This is a genomic window from Streptomyces sp. NPDC126510, assembly GCF_040302345.1.
Classification (GTDB): domain Bacteria; phylum Actinomycetota; class Actinomycetes; order Streptomycetales; family Streptomycetaceae; genus Streptomyces.
Map to the genome: position 1 here is coordinate 154,087 of NZ_JBEORR010000008.1, position 18,371 is coordinate 172,457.

Annotated in this window: 14 protein-coding genes; 3 read left to right on the forward strand and 11 right to left on the reverse strand. The window is 72.1% G+C overall.

The features are described from left to right. Positions 1–7: 7 nt before the first annotated feature. Positions 8–325, forward strand: a complete 318-nt coding sequence (locus ABTX60_RS13215) for a hypothetical protein (RefSeq protein ID WP_352097160.1) — start codon at positions 8–10, stop codon at positions 323–325. 364 nt (positions 326–689) lie between these two features. On the opposite strand, the gene ABTX60_RS13220 is transcribed toward ABTX60_RS13215, so the two are convergent. The 11 genes from ABTX60_RS13220 to rsmI all read right to left on the reverse strand — a co-directional run bounded on the left by ABTX60_RS13220 (position 690) and on the right by rsmI (position 14,681). Beyond that, positions 690–1,370, reverse strand: coding sequence for a helix-turn-helix transcriptional regulator (locus ABTX60_RS13220; RefSeq protein WP_352097161.1), 681 nt, complete (start codon positions 1,368–1,370; stop codon positions 690–692). A 225-nt stretch (positions 1,371–1,595) separates the two neighbouring features. After that, on the reverse strand, positions 1,596–3,482 hold the full coding sequence (locus tag ABTX60_RS13225) for an outer membrane protein assembly factor BamB family protein (RefSeq protein WP_352097162.1): 1,887 nt from the start codon (positions 3,480–3,482) through the stop codon (positions 1,596–1,598). Between the two features lie 58 nt (positions 3,483–3,540). Beyond that, on the reverse strand, positions 3,541–5,337 hold the full coding sequence (locus ABTX60_RS13230; protein WP_352097163.1) for an outer membrane protein assembly factor BamB family protein: 1,797 nt from the start codon (positions 5,335–5,337) through the stop codon (positions 3,541–3,543). 191 nt (positions 5,338–5,528) lie between these two features. Continuing rightward, complete coding sequence (locus ABTX60_RS13235) at positions 5,529–7,337, reverse strand: ABC-F family ATP-binding cassette domain-containing protein (protein ID WP_352097164.1); 1,809 nt, start codon at positions 7,335–7,337, stop codon at positions 5,529–5,531. Positions 7,338–7,407: 70 nt separating this feature from the next. Then, positions 7,408–8,649 (reverse strand): ankyrin and HEAT repeat domain-containing protein, encoded by a 1,242-nt coding sequence (locus ABTX60_RS13240; RefSeq protein WP_352097165.1) that lies wholly within the window; start codon positions 8,647–8,649, stop codon positions 7,408–7,410. A 68-nt stretch (positions 8,650–8,717) separates the two neighbouring features. Beyond that, positions 8,718–9,620 carry a 4-(cytidine 5'-diphospho)-2-C-methyl-D-erythritol kinase gene (locus ABTX60_RS13245; RefSeq protein WP_352097166.1) on the reverse strand — a complete coding sequence of 301 codons (903 nt, stop codon included), beginning with the start codon at positions 9,618–9,620 and terminating at the stop codon, positions 8,718–8,720. Beyond that, positions 9,617–10,507, reverse strand: coding sequence for a 16S rRNA (adenine(1518)-N(6)/adenine(1519)-N(6))-dimethyltransferase RsmA (gene rsmA, locus ABTX60_RS13250; RefSeq protein ID WP_352097167.1), 891 nt, complete (start codon positions 10,505–10,507; stop codon positions 9,617–9,619). The genes ABTX60_RS13245 and rsmA overlap by 4 nt, the downstream gene beginning before the upstream one ends. Before the next feature lie 31 nt (positions 10,508–10,538). Continuing rightward, positions 10,539–11,987 (reverse strand): resuscitation-promoting factor, encoded by a 1,449-nt coding sequence (locus tag ABTX60_RS13255; protein WP_352097168.1) that lies wholly within the window; start codon positions 11,985–11,987, stop codon positions 10,539–10,541. Positions 11,988–12,117: 130 nt separating this feature from the next. Next, positions 12,118–13,038: a TatD family hydrolase gene (locus ABTX60_RS13260; RefSeq protein WP_352097169.1), complete on the reverse strand. Its 921-nt coding sequence runs from the start codon at positions 13,036–13,038 to the stop codon at positions 12,118–12,120. Between the two features lie 79 nt (positions 13,039–13,117). Then, positions 13,118–13,546: a hypothetical protein gene (locus tag ABTX60_RS13265; protein ID WP_352097170.1), complete on the reverse strand. Its 429-nt coding sequence runs from the start codon at positions 13,544–13,546 to the stop codon at positions 13,118–13,120. A gap of 286 nt (positions 13,547–13,832) precedes the next feature. Then, positions 13,833–14,681 (reverse strand): 16S rRNA (cytidine(1402)-2'-O)-methyltransferase, encoded by an 849-nt coding sequence (gene rsmI / locus ABTX60_RS13270; protein ID WP_352097171.1) that lies wholly within the window; start codon positions 14,679–14,681, stop codon positions 13,833–13,835. Between the two features lie 110 nt (positions 14,682–14,791). Between rsmI and ABTX60_RS13275 the strand changes: the two genes are divergently transcribed. Both ABTX60_RS13275 and ABTX60_RS13280 read left to right on the forward strand, forming a co-directional pair. Next, positions 14,792–16,540: a dolichyl-phosphate-mannose--protein mannosyltransferase gene (locus ABTX60_RS13275; protein WP_352097172.1), complete on the forward strand. Its 1,749-nt coding sequence runs from the start codon at positions 14,792–14,794 to the stop codon at positions 16,538–16,540. 129 nt (positions 16,541–16,669) lie between these two features. Continuing rightward, a complete protein-coding gene (locus tag ABTX60_RS13280) occupies positions 16,670–18,304 on the forward strand; it encodes a penicillin-binding transpeptidase domain-containing protein (protein ID WP_352097173.1) in 1,635 nt (544 codons plus the stop codon). Positions 18,305–18,371: the final 67 nt, after the last annotated feature.

Sequence of the window (18,371 nt, forward strand, 5' to 3'; positions counted from 1 at the left end):
ATCGCACATGTCCGAGTTCTACTCCGAGAAGGACCTACAACGGGAAGTCACCGAACTGCAGGGCAAGTCGGCGACCGCAGCGCGGCTGTTCGACATCCGGCGGATCATCGGCGGACTGTTCGTGGTCTACGGCGTGATCGTCACGATCGCGGGGTTCACGGCGTCCGACGCGGACATCGACAAGGCCGCCGGTGTGAACATCAACCTGTGGACCGGGCTGGGGATGCTGCTGCTGGGGCTGTTCTTCCTGGCATGGCTGCTGCTGCGGCCTGCGGCGCCGGCGCCTCCGGGGGTCGAGCCGGAGGACGATGAACGGGTGGAGTGACCCGGGGTGCCCAGTTCGCGGCATCGGTGCTGAGGCCGGGTGGGTGCGCAGCCCGGCGTAGCGGGGTGCCTCCCCCAAGCTCTCGGCTTCGCTCGAGCAGGGGGGACCCCCACGCCCACCCGTGCCGCCCCCAGCGGCACGCATGCCCGCAGCGGGGGCGGAAGCCACGACGCGCCCGCACCCGCGTACGGCGAGAAGGGGCCGTGTCGGGGGGTGTCCGCCCGCAGCGGTTGTCGCGTCAACGCACAGTCAGTCGGCGTGCAAGCCCATCGCGACGTTCCGAGGACGGACACCCCCCGGCGCGGCCCCGACCCACCGCCCAGCGGCACGCGAAGACGCGCACCCCTACCGCCGGTCAGACGGCTCACGGCTCCCGCCGCACCGGCCCCGCCCGATCCAGCAACCCCGTCCGCGCCGCCAGCGCCGCCGCCTCCAGGCGCGACCCCACGCCCAGTTTCATCAGCACCCGCTGGACATGCGTACGCGCCGTCGACGGTGCGATGCCCATGCCCGCCGCGATCAGGCGGGTGTCCTCCCCGTCGGCGACGCGGACCAGCACCTCCACCTCACGCGGCGTGAGCATCTGCAACAACCGCTGGCCCTCGTCGTCCGGCTCGGCCACCGGGTTGAGCAACTCGCCGAACGCCCCCTGCAACAGTTGCGGCGCCACCGCCGCCTCCCCCGCCCGCGCCTTCATGATCGCCCGCTCGACACCCTCTATGCGCTCGTCGTGCCGGACGTACCCCGACGCCCCCGCCGCGAACGCCGCAGCGATCCCCCGGGGACTCGGCACCGGCCCCAGCACCAGCACCGCCACCTGCGGCCGCTCCCGCTTGATCCTGACCACCGGGTCGAAGATCCCCGGCTCGGCCGGCGCCGCCGTCCCCAGCAGGCACACCTCCGGTGCCCGCGTGATCACCAGCTCCGCCGCTCCCGCGGCCGGCGCCGCCGCGGCCAGCACCCGGTGCCCCCGCAGCTTCAGCGCCGAAGCCAGCGCCTCGGCCAGCAATCGGTGGTCGTCGACCACCATGAGCCGCACTCCCATCGAGTAACCCCCCAGTCACCCCAGCCCCCCACGGAAGCCCCCCGGCTCCCCGCCTTCATGCCCCCGGAAGCTACACGCTTGTTCGACGTTGCGCTCCCCCTACCGGCGAGAATCGCCCCGGATCGCCGAAAGTGCTCTCGTCCCGGGTTGACCGCGCCAAACACGAACGGCCCCGTCCCTGAACAGGGACGGGGCCGAAGTGAACCCAAGTCGGTCACCAGACGATCAGCCCGTACCGAAGCCGACCGCCAGGTACTCCTTCTCCCGCACCGTCGACCGCTTGCTCGCATACACCTTGGACATGTAAAGGTGCCCCTCGGAGTACAGGACCTCGGAGTACTCCGGCGACATGCTGGTCTCCACGTCGCGGACCGTCTCCGTCGCGGGGTTCTGCAGCAGCAACGTCTCCTTGAAGCTGCCCCCGGCGATGCTCACGACCTGCCCGCCCTTGTCGTACGGGGGACGCTTGTACGCGATCAGGTTGCCGCCGTCCATGCGCAGCGGCGAGATCGTGTAGCCGTCGCCCGCGTCGGCCCGCTGCCCGGTCTGCTTGCCGGTGGCGAGGTCGAAGGCGACGATCTCGTTGGTCTCGCTGTACTTGCCCGTGCCGTCGTGCTCCTCGGTCGGCAGGTACAGCCGGTCGTTGCCGACGGCCAGCAGGTTGCAGGCCTCGACGCGGGTGATGCCCTCGCAGCGGGCCGCGAACTGCTCGCCCGGCGCGGAGATGCGCGTGCGCAGCTTGCCGGTCTTGGCGTCGATGGAGAAGAAGTCGGAGATGCCGCTGCCGTCACCCGCGGAGTCGCCGACGTCGGCGGCCACCACCAGCGGGTTGGTCGACACGATGCTCGCGTACTCGATGCCCTCGGCCATCTTGTACTCCGAGATCACCTTCCCGGACTTCGGGTCGATGGTCTGGATGTGCAGCTGCCGCTGGTCGTAGGAGCCGCACTTGCGCACCGCGACCAGCTTCTCGCCGCCACCGTAGCCGGCGTCGTAGCAGGAGTCGGCCGGCTTCGGGCTCCACAGGAGCTTGCCGGAGACGTCGAAGGCGGCGCCGCCGCTGGTGCTGCCGACGGCGACGGTCTTCCCGCTGAGGGTGATGTTGTCGAAGTTCATCACCTGGTCACCGGACTTGACCGTCTTGGTCCACAGCCGCTTGCCGGCGTCGAGGTCGATGAGCGCGATCTGGCTGCACCCGTGCGAGGGGTCGGCCTTGGTGGGCATCGCCGGCTGGTAGAGGACCGCCGTCAGGTTGTCGTCGGTGACGTGGCGGCTGGCCTGGCAGACCGGGCCGGCCAGCGGCAGCTTCCACAACTCGCTGCCCTTGTCGCGGTCGTAGCCGACGATCTGGGCGATGCCGCTCTTGACGTACGCCTTGTCGGTGAGCCACGAGCCGGAGACGACGACCGTGCTGTCGTTCTTCACCTCGGGCGCCGGGACCTGGAAGAGGACCTTGGCGCTGGGGTCGGACGGTGCCTTCTCCTTGCCGGAGGCGGTGCCGCCGTTGCCGTCGTCCGTGCCGCCGGTGCCGCCGCTCTGACCGGCGGTGTCGTTCTCCCTGCCCTCGTCCTTGCCGGACGAGGCGTACCAGACGCCGCCGCCGATGATCAGAGCGATCGCCACGACCGCGGCGACGATGATCAGCATCTGCGCGTTGAGTTTCTTGCCGCCGCCGGGCTGTCCGGCCTGCGGCTGGTGCGGCATGGTCTGCTGCGGATAGCCGTAACCGGGCTGCTGCCCGTAAACGGGCTGCCCATAAGGCGCCTGCGGCTGCCCGTACGGCGCCTGCTGCGGCTGCCCGTACGGCCCCGGCTGCTGACCGGGGTAACCGTAGCCGGGCGGGGCCTGCGGAGGCTGGGGCGCGGGGGCGCCCTGCGGGTAGCCGTAACCCTGCGGCGGCTGGGGCGGCGTCTGCGGGGCGGCCGGCGGAGGCGTCTGCGGGGTCTGCGGCGCCTGGGGGTAGCCGTACCCCGGCTCCGGGGTCTTGCCGAGGTTCGGCCCGGCCGCGGGCGGCGTCTGCGGCGGCTGGTCCTGGGGCGGCTGCTCCGGGGGCGGCCCGAAGCCGCCCCCCTGCGGGGGCTGCTGGGGCGGCGGGGGCGGCGGCTGGGTCATGGCGTGGGTACCTCGGGGAGGGGGACGGACGACGAAGGGAGTTCGGAAGGAGGAGGAGTCACTTGCCGTAGGCGAGCATCAACTTCTCCTTCGTGTCGTCGTTTCCGCTCAGCCGGGTCGTCGAGATGTAGAAGCGCCCGTCGACCCAGTCGATCTCCTTGGAGAAGAAGCTGTTCTCGATGTCCGCGGCACCCTCGGGGTTCTGCAGCAGCTTGGACGGCTTGTGGCTACTGCCGCCGGTCGGGATGGACACGATCTGCCCGCCCGCGTCGTACGACGGCTCCACATAGGCGATGAGCTTGCCGCCCTCGGTCTTCACCGGCAGCATCGATTCGTCGGCGGGTGACTTCACGCGCCACTTCTCCTTGCCGTCGGCGAGGTTGACCGCGACGATCTCGTTGGCGCCGGTGGTGGCCTTCGTCGGCAGGTACAGCGTGTTGTCGTCGGCGGCCACGCCCTGGCAGCCCGTGAGGTCGCGCTCGAGGATCGCCCAGCCGCACTCGGGGGCGAAGTCCTCGTCGAAGCCGACCTGGGAGCGGAACTTGCCGCCGGAGGTGAAGGTGGAGATGTTCCAGGCCTTCTTGTCCTCGTTGGTGCTGTAGACGACCAGCGGGCTGACCGAGTAGGTGCGCGCGACCCGCCAGCCCTTGTCGAACGGCTGGGTCCACTTGGCCTTGCCGGTCGTCGGGTCGAGCTCCTGGACCTCGTCGTGCTCCTTGCCGGTGCCGGCACCGCAGGAGGAGACGGCGATCAGTTTCTCGCCGCCGGCGAACGCGGCCGGGAAGCAGGCGTTGCCGTACTTCTTCTTGTCGTAGAGCTTGTCGCCGTTGGTGACGTCGTAGGCCGTGCCGGACTGGGAGCGGCCCACCATCAGCGTCTTGCCGGTGATGGACAGTTCGACGGAGAGGGTGGAGTCGAACAGGGCGCCGTCGGCGACCTGTTCCTTCCAGCCCTTCTCGCCGGTGACCAGGTCGATCTCCTGCAGCTGGTTGCACTTGGCGCGGTCGCTCGCGCCGCTCATGTACGCGACGACGATCTTGTTGTCGGACGTCTTCTGCGGGGTCGTCGCGCAGATCTTCTGCGGGAAGGTGATGGCGTCCCAGGACGGTTTGCCGTCACCGACGTTGTAGGCGGAGAGCTGCTTGTAGGCGGCCTTCACCGCGGTCTTGCCGGTGATCCACATGCCGTCGGCGTCGGCGCCGGAACCGGGGGCGTCGGGTGCCTCCTTGTACCAGAGGACCTTGGCCTCGCCGGCCTGGCGGCCCGCGTTGAGGTCCTCGGGGTCCTCGCCGCCGTCGCCGCTGCCGTCACCGGGGTTGACCGGGGCGGAGGAGCCGGGCTTGGCGTCGTCGGTCTTCTGGGCGACGGGCTTCTTCTTGCCCTTGCCGTCGTCGTCGCCGGTGACGGCCCACACGGTTCCGCCGACCACGAGCAGCGCGGCGACGGCGGCTCCGATGATCAGGGCGGGCTTGCCCTTGAAGGGGTTGTTCGAGCCGCCCCCGGGCGGGGTGCCGGGCGCGCCGGGGTACTGCGGCTGCTGCGGGTAGCCGTAGCCGGGCTGGCCGTACGGGCCGGGCTGCTGCGGCTGCCCGTACGGGCCCGGCTGCTGCGGCTGGCCGTAGGGGCCGGGGTTGTACGGGCCCGGCTGTCCCGGCTGCCCGTACGGACCGGGCTGCGGCGGCTGCTGCGGGTAGCCGTACCCGGGCTGCGGCGGGCCCTGCGGGGGCGGCGGCGTCTGGGGCGGGCCCTGGGGCGGTGGCGGGGTCTGCGGTGCCCCGTAACCACCGCCCTGCGGCGGCTGGTTCTGCGGTGCTCCGAAGCCACCGTGCGGTGGCTGACTGGGCGGCTGAGTCATCAGCGGCTCCCCCGTTCGATCACTGATTTTTAGCCACGCCCTGAGGTACACGATGGGCTCAGAGTCGCTTCATAAAGTTCTAAGACGCCTCTTTCTATCACCAGGTTCCGACAGCACACCGGGCCGATCACCCCCTGTTCCCAAGGGAGGACCGGCCCGTGATGCCGCCGTTATGCGTCTTCACGCACCCTTCACGCGTCCTCGGCGAGTTCCAGCCAGCGCATCTCCAGCTCCTCGCGCTGACCGGCCAACTCCCGCAGCTCCGCGTCCAGTTCGGCCACCTTGGCGAAGTCCGTGGCGTTTTCGGCGATCTGGGCGTGGAGCTTGGTCTCCTTCTCGGAGACCTTGTCGAGCTGCCGCTCGATCTTCTGGAGTTCCTTCTTGGCGGCGCGCTGGTCGGCGGCGCTCTTCTCCGGGGCGGCGGACTGCTGCTGCACGGCGGGGGCCGAGGCCGCCGCGGCCTCCTCCATGCGCTGCCGTCGCTCCAGGTACTCGTCGATGCCGCGCGGCAGCATGCGCAGGGCGCCGTCGCCGAGCAGCGCGAAGACGCGGTCGGTCGTGCGCTCGATGAAGAACCGGTCGTGGGAGATGACGATCATCGAACCGGGCCAGCCGTCGAGGACGTCCTCCAGCTGCGTCAGCGTCTCGATGTCGAGGTCGTTGGTGGGCTCGTCGAGGAAGAGGACGTTGGGCTCGTCCATGAGCAGGCGCAGCAGCTGGAGCCGGCGGCGCTCACCACCGGACAGGTCACCGACGGGCGTCCACTGCTTCTCCTTGGTGAAGCCGAACGTCTCGCACAGCTGCCCGGCGGTCATCTCGCGTCCCTTGCCGAGGTCGACGCGCTCGCGCACCTGCTGCACGGCCTCCAGTACGCGGGTGGCGGGGTCGAGTTCGGCGACCTCCTGGGAGAGGTAGGCGAGCTTGACGGTCTTGCCGACGCGGACGCGCCCGCCCACGGGCTGGGTCTCGCCGTCGCTCCGGGCCGCCTCGGCCATGGCGCGCAGCAGGGACGTCTTGCCGGCGCCGTTGACGCCGACGAGGCCGATGCGGTCGCCGGGGCCGAGCTGCCAGGTGACGTGCTTGAGGAGGACCTTGGGGCCGGCCTGGACGGTGATGTCCTCCAGGTCGAACACCGTCTTGCCCAGCCGGGTCGACGCGAACTTCATCAGCTCGCTGCTGTCCCGGGGCGGCGGTACGTCCGCGATGAGCTCGTTGGCGGCCTCGACGCGGAAGCGCGGCTTGGACGTACGGGCGGGCGCCCCGCGGCGCAGCCAGGCCAGCTCCTTGCGGACGAGGTTCTGCCGCTTGGCCTCCTCGGTGGCGGCGATGCGCTCGCGCTCGGCCCGGGCGAAGACGTAGTCGGAGTAGCCGCCCTCGTACTCGTGGACCACGCCGCGCTGGACGTCCCACATGCGGGTGCACACCTGGTCGAGGAACCACCGGTCGTGGGTGACGCAGACGAGGGCCGACCGGCGCTTCTGCAGATGGCGGGCCAGCCAGGCGATGCCCTCGACGTCGAGGTGGTTGGTGGGCTCGTCCAGGACGAGCAGGTCCTGCTCCTCGATGAGCAGCTTGGCCAGCGCGATCCGGCGCCGCTCACCGCCGGAGAGCGGGCCGATGACGGTGTCCAGGCCCTTGGGGAAGCCGGGCAGGTCGAGCCCGCCGAACAGGCCGGTGAGCACGTCCCTGACCTTGGCGTCGCCCGCCCACTCGTGGTCGGCCATGTCGCCGATGACCTCGTGGCGGACGGTGGCCTCGGGGTCGAGGGAGTCGTGCTGGGTGAGCACGCCGAGGCGCAGCCCGCCGGAGTGGGTGACCCGCCCGGTGTCGGCGTCCTCCTGCTTGGCGAGCATGCGGATGAGCGTGGTCTTGCCGTCGCCGTTGCGGCCCACGACACCGACGCGGTCCCCTTCGGAGACGCCGAGGGAAACGCCGTCGAGCAGGGCACGGGTGCCGTACACCTTGCTGACGTTCTCGACATTGACCAGATTGACGGCCATTACTCTCCTGCCAAGGGGGATGGATCGACCCTCCAGGGTAGTCGCGCCCGGGGGTAAGCCGGCCGGGCGGTCAGCCGCCGTCCGCGGCCTCCCGGCGGCGCTGGTAGCGCCACACGTCCATCAGCCGCTCGTCGAACGGCTGCTCCGGGTCGACGGGGCCGATCCGGTGCTCGGCCTCCACACAGCGCGGATCGTCGCGCACGGCCAGGCCGGACACGGCCCAGAGGCGGATCGGCTGCCGCTCGTCGTGGGTGAGTGCGACCAGCGCGTCCCCCACCTCGGGCTCGCTCCCCCGGTAGTGGGCGAGCCAGTGGCACAGCGCTTCGCGTACGCCGGGGTCCTCGTCGTGGACCAGGGTGAGCACGGTGGTGAGGCTCTCGGGGCGGACCTGGGAGCGGCCGTCCCCGGAGCGCTCCAGGGCCTCCGGCACCAGGGCGCGCACCTCCGGGTCCGGGTGGGCGAGGTACGACAGCCCCACGGCCTCGATCTCGGGGGCGCTGTCATGGATCATCGCGTGCAGGAGCACCGCCAGCACCTGCGGGTCCTCCTCCTGCTCCACCCGGGGCACGAGTTCCCTCCCCCGGTCCCAGAACGGCTGGGGGCCCTTGACGACGTCTCCGAGGATCAGGGACAGCAGGAGGTCGGCGGCGAGCAGGCGGTGCGTCCGGTCGGGGTGGTCGAGCAGGTCCCGGCTCCACTGCCAGGTCTCCTCGTCGATCCGCCGGCCGAGCGTGTCCACCACGTCGCACCACACGACGTGGTTCCGGTCGGGGTGGGCGAGGGCACGGGCGACCAGTTCGCCGAAGGGGGTGCGGATGCCGTAGCGGGCCTCCATGGACGTGAGGATGGCCAGGTGCTCGTCGCGCACGGTCACGGAGCCGAGCGTGAGCTGCTCGCTCCACCAGCCGACCTCGTCGTCCTCGACCCGGACCCGCTCGATGGGCCCGGCGAGGCCGGTGACGCGGCGCAGCTCGGCCTCGGCGCCCGCCTCGGCCCACCGCCGGGCCCGGGCCGGCACGTCCGCACGCGCCGCTGCCGAGAGCGGGATCCGGCTGGTGGCGAGCGCATGCGTCAGCAGGTGGGACCCGCCGTCCACCGCCCGCGTCAGCGGGGTGCTCCCGTCGGGAAGCGGGCGCATGGGGTCGGCACCGGCTTGCAGCAGCGCCTCGGCGACGGGCCGGTCGTACGCCGCCACGGCCAGGCAGAGGACCGGCAGGCCTTCGGCCAGGGCGTCGGGGTCGGCCCCGGACTCCAGCAGTGCCGTGACCTCGTCCGCGTCCCCGCGCCGTACGGCCGCGACCAGTTCTCGCACCCTCGTGTCTCCCCCCTGTCGAAGCAACTGGGGGAGCCTAGGCGCCCGGCAGCGGCCGGGCACGTGATTTAACCGGCGGCCGCCACCGTCGCCCCGGGCACCGGGCCCGACGCCGTACGCACCGTCCGGCACGTCCCGGACGCCAGCAGGGCCTGCGCCACCGCGGCGGCCGACTCCGGGTCGCGGACCAGGAACGCGGTGGTCGGTCCGGAGCCCGAGACGAGGGCGGTGAGGGCACCCGCCGCCCGGCCCGCGGCCAGGGTGCCGGCGAGTTCCGGGAAGAGGGAGAGGGCCGCGGGCTGGAGGTCGTTGGAGACGGCGGCGGCGAGCGCGTCCGGGTCGCCCTTGGCGAGGGCGGCGAGGAGTTCGGCGGAGGCGATGGGCTCGGGGATGTCCGTGCCCTCGCCGAGCCGGTCGAACTCGCGGAACACCGCCGGGGTGGACAGGCCCCGCCCGGCCATCGCGAACACCCAGTGGAAGGTGCCGCCGGTCTCCAGGGGCGTCAGCCGCTCGCCCCGCCCGATACCCAGGGCCGCCCCGCCGACCAGGCTGAACGGCACGTCGCTGCCCAGCTCGGCGCAGATCTCCAGGAGTTCGCCCCGGGAGGCGCCGGTCTGCCACAGCGCGTCGCAGGCCACGAGGGCGCCGGCGCCGTCCGCGCTGCCGCCCGCCATACCGCCGGCGACGGGGATGTCCTTGGCGATGTGGATGTGGACGCCGGGGCTGCGGCCGTACCGCCCGGCGAGCGCCTCGGCGGCCCGCGCCGCCAGGTTCGTGCGGTCCAGGGGGACCTGGTCGGCGTCCGGGCCGTCGCAGGTGACGCGGAGTTCGTCGGCCGGGGTGACGGTGATCTCGTCGTAGAGGCCGACCGCGAGGAAGACGTTGGCGAGGTCGTGGAAGCCGTCGGGGCGGGCGGCGCCGACCGCCAGCTGGACGTTGACCTTGGCCGGGACGCGGACCGTGACGCTCACGCGGGCTCCTTGTCCTGGTGCTGGTTCGCCTTGTGCTCGGCGATACGCGCGAACTCTTCCACGGTCAGCGACTCGCCCCGGGCCTGCGGCGAGACCCCTGCGGCGACCAGCGCCTCCTCGGCGGCGGCGGCCGATCCGGCCCAGCCGGAGAGCGCCGCCCGCAGCGTCTTGCGGCGCTGCGCGAACGCCGCGTCGACGACGGCGAACACCTCGCGCTTGGCGGCCGTCGTCTTCAGCGGCTCGGCCCGGCGGACCAGGGAGACCAGGCCGCTGTCGACGTTGGGCGCGGGCCAGAACACGTTCCGCCCGATGGCACCGGCGCGCTTGACCTCGGCGTACCAGTTGGCCTTGACCGAGGGGACGCCGTACACCTTCGAGCCGGGCGGGGCGGCGAGCCGGTCGGCGACCTCCGCCTGGACCATGACGAGGGTGCGTTCGATGGTCGGGAAGGTGTCGAGCATGTGCAGCAGGACCGGGACGGCCACGTTGTAGGGGAGGTTGGCCACCAGCGCGGTCGGGGCGGGCCCGGGCAGCTCGGTGACGTGCATGGCGTCCGAGTGGACCAGCGCGAACCGGTCGGCGCGCTCGGGCATGCGGGCCGTGATGGTCGCGGGCAGCGCCCCGGCGAGCACGTCGTCGATCTCCACGGCGGTGACCCGGTCGGCGACCTCCAGCAGCGCGAGGGTGAGCGACCCGAGCCCCGGGCCGACCTCGACGACCACGTCGTCGGGGCGGACCTGTGCGGTGCGGACGATCCGGCGGACGGTGTTCGCGTCGATCACGAAGTTCTGTCCGCGTTGCTTGGTCGGGCGTACGCCGAGGGCGGCCGCGAGCTCGCGGATGTCGGCGGGGCCCAGGAGGGCGTCGGGGGTGGGGCTGCTGGTCACGGGACAAGGGTACGGGGGTTCGGTTCCCCCATTACCCGCCCAGCCGTGCCCCGCAGTGCGGCCAGGGGCTGGCCCCCCGCCGCACGTAGAGCTTCTTCGCCCGGTACGTCTGTTCCGCGGCCGGGGCGTCCTGGGGACGGCCCTGGCCGCCGAGGGCCTGCCAGGTCCGGGTGTCGAACTGGTAGAGGCCGCCGTACGTGCCCGAGGAGTCGACCGCGTCGGGCCGGCCGCCGGACTCACAGGCCGCGAGGCCCTGCCAGTCGAGGTGGTCGGCGCCCCGCACGGACGCCGGGCGCCGCATGGTGCCGACCTTGACCAGCTGCGGGCGCGGCTCGCGCACCACCTCGGATCCGATCCGGCGCGGCTTCTGCGGGACTCCGTTGACCGTGCGCAGGGCGAAGGTGACCCGGCGCAGTCCCGGCTCGCCCGCCCGCTCCACGACCTCCGTGCCCCGGAACAGTGCCGGGTCCTCCGCCCGCCGCACCTGGAAGGGGATCGGCTCTTCGCGGACCTCCCGGCCGCCGGTGATCCGCAGCACCGTCACGGTCTGCCCGTCCCGCGGGAAGGCGCCCTGCGGGACCGAGGTGGCGTCCTGGCCGTGCAGGGTGATCCCGGCCTCCTCGACGACCTCCCGGACGGTCGCCGCGTTGGTGCGCACCGTGCGGGCGCGGCCGTCCGCCATGATCGTGACCGTCCGCTCGGTCCGCACGTCCAGGGCGAGTCCCCCGCGTCCGATGCGCCGGGAGAGCGACGTGGACACGTACGCGCCCTCGTGCCGCACACCGAGCTGCCGCAGCGCCCCCTCCACCGTGTGGGCGGTCGTCCACACCTCACGCCGGTGCCCGTCGAGGGTGAGCCGTACGGGACGGGCGTAGTGCACGGCGACCTCGTCGCCGCTGCTGATCCGGGCGCCGGGCCCGGGCGCCACCAGGTCGTGGGCACCGACCTCGACCCCTTCCTCCGCCAGCAGCTCGGTGACGTCGTCGGCGAAGGTGTGCAGCGTGCGGGCCTTGCCGTCGACGTTCAGCTCGATCGCCTTGTCCTTGGCGACGAACGCCGTGGTGCCGCCCGCCAGGAAGGCGACGACGAGGGCCTGCGGGAGCAGCCGTCGCATGGGGCTGTCCGGGCGCTGGGTGTAGCGCGTCCTGCGCCGGCGCGCGGCCCTTCGGTGCGATCCGGTGCGCGCCGGGGCGCGCGAACCGGCGTGCGCGCCCAGGCCCGGCTCGGGGCGCCCGACGGTCCCGGGCGCGGGTTCGTCGTCCGGAGCGCCCTGCCGGGGCAGCGCGGGCAGGGTCGGCGCCTCGTAGGCGGGCCGATAGGTGTCCGCGTACGCGCCGGGTGGCGCCGGCGTCCCGTGGACCAGGGTCTCGGCGCCGTGCAGGTCGGCCGGCGACACGTCGAACCCGCCGTACACCGGATCGGCGTAGGCGGGGCCATACGTCTCGTACGCCTTGTACGTCTCGTACCGCGCGTTGCTCACGCCGACACGCTCCAGGGGCCGGAGGGGGTCCAGAGGGGTCCGGATAGGGCCCCCAGAACCTAGCGGAGCGATCGTCACTCTCCAAAGCGACGCGACTACGCACAGTCGTGCGGTGAGGTGGACGGCGAGGTCAGTAGCCGAACGCGCGTGCCGTGTTCGCGCCGAGGGCCGTGGCCAGCGCGTCCTCGTCGATGCCGCGCACCTCCGCCATGGCCCGCACGGTGATCGGCACGAGGTAGGGGGCGTTGGGCCGTCCGCGGTAGGGGGCGGGGGTGAGGAAGGGCGCGTCGGTCTCCACGAGGAGGAGCTCCAGCGGGGCCACCGCCACCGCGTCCCGCAGGTTCTGGGCGTTCTTGAAGGTGACGTTGCCGGCGAACGACATGTAGTAGCCCGCGCTCGCGCAGATCCCGGCCATGTCGGCGTCGCCGGAGTAGCAGTGGAAGACGGTCCGCTCGGGAGCGCCCTCCTCCTTCAGCACCCGCAGGACGTCGGCGTGGGCCTCGCGGTCGTGGATGACCAGGGCCTTGCCGTGCCGTTTGGCGATCTCGATGTGTGCGCGGAAGGAACGCTCCTGCGCCTCCTTGCCCTCGGGCCCGGTGCGGAAGTAGTCGAGGCCGGTCTCGCCGACGCCCTTGACCTGCTCCAGCGCGGCCAGCCGGTCGATCTCGGCGAGGGCGTCGTCCAGGGCGGCCTGACCGCCGGGTTCGCGGGCGCCCTGCCGCGACCACCCTCCCCCAGCCCCAGGGGGCTGGGAGGTGCCCCCAGGGTCGCCGTGCACGATGCGGGGCGCCTCGTTCGGGTGCAGGGCGACCGTCGCGTGGACGGCGTCGTGGGCCGCCGCCGTCTCGGCCGCCCAGCGGGAGCCCTTGAGGTCGCAGCCGACCTGCACGACCGTCGTGACTCCGACCGACGCCGCCTTCGCCAGCGCCTCCTCGACCGTGCCGGACTGCATGTCCAGGTGGGTGTGTGAGTCGGCGACCGGCACCCGCAGGGGCTCCGGGAGGGGCGGGGCCGCGTTCTTGTCCGGGCGGCCGGCATCGTTCGAAGGCATGCCCCGATCCTACGAAAGGGGTACGCCCTCCCCGGTGGGGGAGGACCGGGGAGGGCGTCGGACAAGGCAGCCGGACGGGTCAGCTCGCCTTGCGCTGGAAGGGATGCAGCAGGTCGGACAGGTGCCAGTGGTGGTGCTCGCGCTGTTCCTGGCCGGCCGTCGCCCCGGCCTCGGCGTCCGCGGTGGGCCCCTCCACGGGCCCGGCGGGGGGCGGCACGCGGTGGGGACGGTGAGCCGCGTCACGTGCCGACGCGACCCGCCCGGGCCGCATGATCCGCACGACGTGGCTGTCGCAGTTGTGGCACTCGGGCTTGCTCAACGGGGAGGGCACCACCTTGCCGTCGGCCACGTAGAGGACGAACTCGTGACCCGCGGCGTCCGTGTGGTGCTCTATCTCGTACGACTGCTCCCAGCCGTGCCCGCACCGCATGCAGGCGAAGGAGTAGGACTCGTTGACGACTGCGGTCGCACCGGCGCGGAGCCCGGTCTGCCCTGCGATCTCACTCATGCCAGCTCCTGTTGGTCCGCTGTGGCGTGAGGACGATTCCGTCCCCGCGACCCAGTGGACTCCTCGGCCGGACCGATGGCAGCAGACCTGTCGACTGTTGGCCCCGATTTGGGCGTCCCTTGCCCCTGCGCCCCTTCTCCTTTGCTCAGGCATGGGGCGCACGCTCAAACGACATGCGCCCTGCTCAGAGGGTGTTCAGCGCACCCTGAGGGGCGCGAGGAACTGCGCGATCAACCCCACACAACCCGCGCCCCGCAAACCACCCGGAGCCCCACCCCGAACCCGGTCACCCCGCCGCGTTCTTCGCGGCGACCACCGCATCGAACACAACCCTCTTCGGCACCCCGGCCTCCACCGCCACCGCGGCGATCGCCTCCTTGCGCCGCTCCCCCGCTTCCTCCCGCACCCGGACCCGCCGCACCAGCTCCTCGGGCCCGACCTCTTCGGGCCCCTTCTCCGGCGCGCCCTCCACGACGACGGTGATCTCCCCGCGCACGCCCTCCGCGGCCCACGCGGCCAGCTCCCCCAGCCCGCCGCGCCGGATTTCCTCGTACGTCTTGGTCAGCTCCCGGCACACCGCCGCCCGTCGCTCGGCCCCGAACACCTCGGCCATGGCCGACAGCGTGTCGTCGAGCCGGTGGGGGGCCTCGAAGTAGACGAGCGTCCGCCGCTCCCCGGCGACCTCCCGCAGCCGCCCCAGCCGCTCCCCCGCCTTGCGCGGCAGGAACCCCTCGAAGCAGAACCGGTCCACGGGCAGCCCGGACAGCGCGAGCGCGGTGAGCACCGCGGACGGCCCGGGCACGGCGGTGACCCGCACGTCCCTCTCGACCGCGGCGGCCACCAGCCGGTACCCCGGGTCGGAGACCGACGGCATCCCCGCGTCCGTGACGAGCAGCACCCGCGCCCCGCCCACCAGCTCCTCGACCAGTTCCGGCGTCCGGGCGGACTCGTTGCCCTCGAAGTACGACACCACCCGGCCCTTGGGCGTGACGCCGAGCGCCTGGGTCAGCCGGCGCAGCCGCCGCGTGTCCTCGGCGGCGACGACGTCGGCTCCGGCCAGTTCCTCGGCGAGCCGGGGCGGGGCGTCCGCGATGTCGCCGATGGGGGTGCCTGCGAGTACGAGGGTTCCGATCACGCCCCCATCCTCCCAGGGGCGGCGACCGGGGACTCCTCCCAGGGGCGGACGATGCGGACGCATGCGGCCATGCACGGGACTCACACAGAACGGTTCCCTACGATGGCGCGGTGACCAGTACCGCGTCCTCCACGGACACCCGTCAGGGCCAGGCGCCGCTCGACCAGCGGCCGTCCTGGCAGCAGCGGCTGCGCCGCTTCGGCTACCAGGGGCAGCCCGGAAGCGACGCCCGCGACGTCCGTGACCGCCTGGTGCCGCCGTACGCCGAGCCCTCTCCGCGGCTGTGGGCGGCGCTCGGCATCCGGCACACGCTCGCCGAAGGGCTGGTGCGCTGGTCGGGCTGGATCGGCCCGCTGCTCGTCACGCTGCTGGCGGGGGTGCTGCGGTTCTGGAACCTGGGCAGCCCGCGGGCGGTGATATTCGACGAGACGTACTACGCCAAGGACGCGTGGGCGCTGGTCCACCGCGGGTTCGAGCTCAACTGGGACAAGAACGCCAACGACCTGGTCCTGTCGTCGGGCGGCCACGTCACGCTCCCGGCGGACGCGGCGTACGTCGTGCACCCGCCGGTCGGCAAGTACGTCATCGGCCTCGGCGAGCTGATGTTCGGCTTCGACCCCTTCGGCTGGCGGTTCATGACCGCGCTGCTCGGCACGCTGTCCGTGCTGCTGCTGTGCCGGATCGGCCGCCGCCTGTTCCGCTCCACCTTCCTGGGGTGTCTCGCGGGCGCGCTGATGGCGGTGGACGGCCTGCACTTCGTGATGAGCCGCACGGCACTGCTCGACGGCGTGCTGATGTTCTTCGTGCTGGCGGCGTTCGGCTGTCTGCTCGTCGACCGGGACAAGGCCCGTGCAAGGCTCGCCGCCGCGCTGCCGCTGGACGAGGACGGCCGGGCGCGGCCCGACCGGCACACGGCCGAGACGGCCCGCCTGGGATGGCGCCCCTGGCGCTGGGGCGCGGGCCTGATGCTGGGTCTGGCCATCGGCACGAAGTGGAACGGCCTGTACATCCTGGCCGCGTTCTGCCTGATGGCGGTGTTGTGGGACGTCGGCTCGCGACGGGTCGCCGGTGCCCGCCACCCGTACTCGGCGGTCCTCAAGCGCGACACGGGCCTCGCGTTCCTCGCCACGGTCCCGGTCGCCCTGGTCACCTACCTGCTGTCCTGGACGGGCTGGATCCTCTCCGCCACGAACGGCTCCGGCGGCTACTTCCGCAACTGGGCCGCGACCAGCGGCAAGGGCGGCAGCTGGACGTTCCTGCCCGACTGGCTGCGCAGCCTGTGGCACTACGAGCACCAGGTCTACGAGTTCCACGTCGGCCTGTCGTCGCCGCACACGTACCAGTCCAACCCGTGGAGCTGGCTCGTCCTCGGCCGACCGGTGTCGTACTTCTACGAGTCCCCGGCCCCCGGCAAGGACGGCTGCCCGGCCGACGCGGGCGAGAAGTGCGCCCGTGAGGTGCTCGCGCTGGGCACGCCGCTGCTGTGGTGGGTCGCCTGCTTCGCCGTCCTGTACGTCCTGTGGCGCTGGCTCTTCCGCCGCGACTGGCGCGCGGGCGCCATCGCCTGCGGCATCGCGGCCGGCTACCTGCCCTGGTTCATGTACCAGGAGCGCACGATCTTCTTCTTCTACGCCGTCGTCTTCCTGCCGTTCCTGTGCCTGGCGGTGGCGATGCTGCTCGGCGCGATCATCGGCCCACCCCGCTCCTCCGACACCCGCCGCGTGGCAGGCGCCACGGCAGCGGGCGTCCTGGTCCTCCTGATCACCTGGAACTTCATCTACTTCTGGCCGCTGTACACCGGCCAGGCCATCCCGATCGACGACTGGCGGTCGCGGATGTGGCTGGATACATGGGTTTGATCTGTGTTCGGTCAAAAATCGAAACACCTGTCCCGTTAGTAACCGCTTACGCATAGGGTGCTCCCGGGATTCGAGCTTTCTGAACGCGTTCAAGGGGGCGCGGAGGGCTCAACGGGGAGGGGCCGCCCTATGAGCAAGGGGGTCAAAGCCGCCGTCATAGGCGGGGTGTTCGCGGTGATGGTGGGTGGGGCCGGGTACGGCGCCTACAACATCGTGAGCGCGCTGAGCGGTGACGGGGGCGGCGCGGGCGGGGTCGCCGCGGAGAAGCGGACGGGGCCGCCCGGCAAGGACGCGGTCAAGGAGACCACCGCGGCGTTCTTCAAGGCCTGGCAGTCGGGAGCGTCCGCGAAGGCGGCGTCGTACACGAACAACGACGCGGCCGCCGAGCAGCTGCTCAGCGCCTTCGCCGAAGACGCCCACATCACCGACGTGAAGATCACGCCGGGCGCGGCCCGGGGCACCACCGTGCCGTACACGGTGAAGGCGAAGGTGGCCTACGACGGGAAGTCCGAGCCGCTGAGCTACCGGAGCGAGCTCAAGGTCGTGCGCGGGCTCACCACCGGGCGGGCGCTCGTCGACTGGCAGCCGTCCGTCGTGCACCCCGAGCTGAAGAAGGACGACACCCTCGTCACCGAGAAGTCGGCCACCCCGCCCATCGAGGCCGTCGGCCGCGACGGCTCGGAGCTGACCAAGGAGAAGTACCCCTCCCTCGGCCCGATCCTGGACGCCCTGCGCGAGAAGTACGGCGAGCAGGCCGGCGGCACCCCCGGCATCGAGCTGGTCGTCCGGCACAACGGGGACGGCGCTCCCGACACCCCGCTGCTCACCCTCGCCAAGGGCAAGCCGGGCAAGCTCACCACCACGATCAGCCCGAGCGCGCAGGCGGCCGCCGAGAAGGCGGTCAAGCGGTTCGCCCAGTCGTCGGTGGTCGCCGTCAAGCCCAGCACCGGCGAGGTGCTGGCCGTGGCCAACAACCGCACGGACGGCTTCAACGCGGCCTTCGAGGGCCAGTCGGCACCCGGCTCCACCATGAAGATCATCACCGCCGCGATGCTCATCGACAACGGCGTGACCTCGATGAACGGCCCGGCGCCCTGCCCCGACACCGCCGTGTGGCAGAGCCAGACGTTCAAGAACCTGACCGGTATGAAGCCCAACGAGAACGCCACGCTGGCCAACAGCTTCATGCGGTCCTGCAACACCGCCTTCATCAAGCTCATCGACGAGAAGCCGCTCACGGACGCCTCGCTGACCCGGGAGGCCGAGGACCGCTTCGGGCTGGGGCAGGACAACTGGAAGACCGGCATCGTCTCCTTCGACGGCAACGTGCCCGCGGTCGACGGGCCCGACCGGGCGGCGGGCGCCATCGGGCAGGGGCAGGTTCAGATGAGCCCCCTGAACATGGCCTCGGTCACCGCGACCGCCATCACCGGGGCCTTCCGCCAGCCGTACCTGGTCTCGCCGAAGCTGGACGGCCGGGAACTGGCACGGGCCGAGGGCCTGCGGTCGAGCACCGCGAGCCAGCTCAAGCAGATGATGCGCCTCACCGCCACGCAGGGCACCGCGGCCCAGGCCATGTCCGGGCTCGGCGGTGACATCGGCGCCAAGACCGGTTCCGCCGAGGTCGACGGCAACGCCAAGTCCAACAGCTGGTTCACCGGATTCCGGGACGACATCGCGGCGGCGGCCATGACCGAGGAGGGCGGCCACGGCGGCGACGCGGCCGGGCCGATTGTCGCAGCCGTGCTACGAACAGGTGGCTGATCTCACCTTCGAGGAACGGGACTCTAGGGTGGTGGCCGTCGTTGAGAGTTGGGACAGCTGAGGGCGA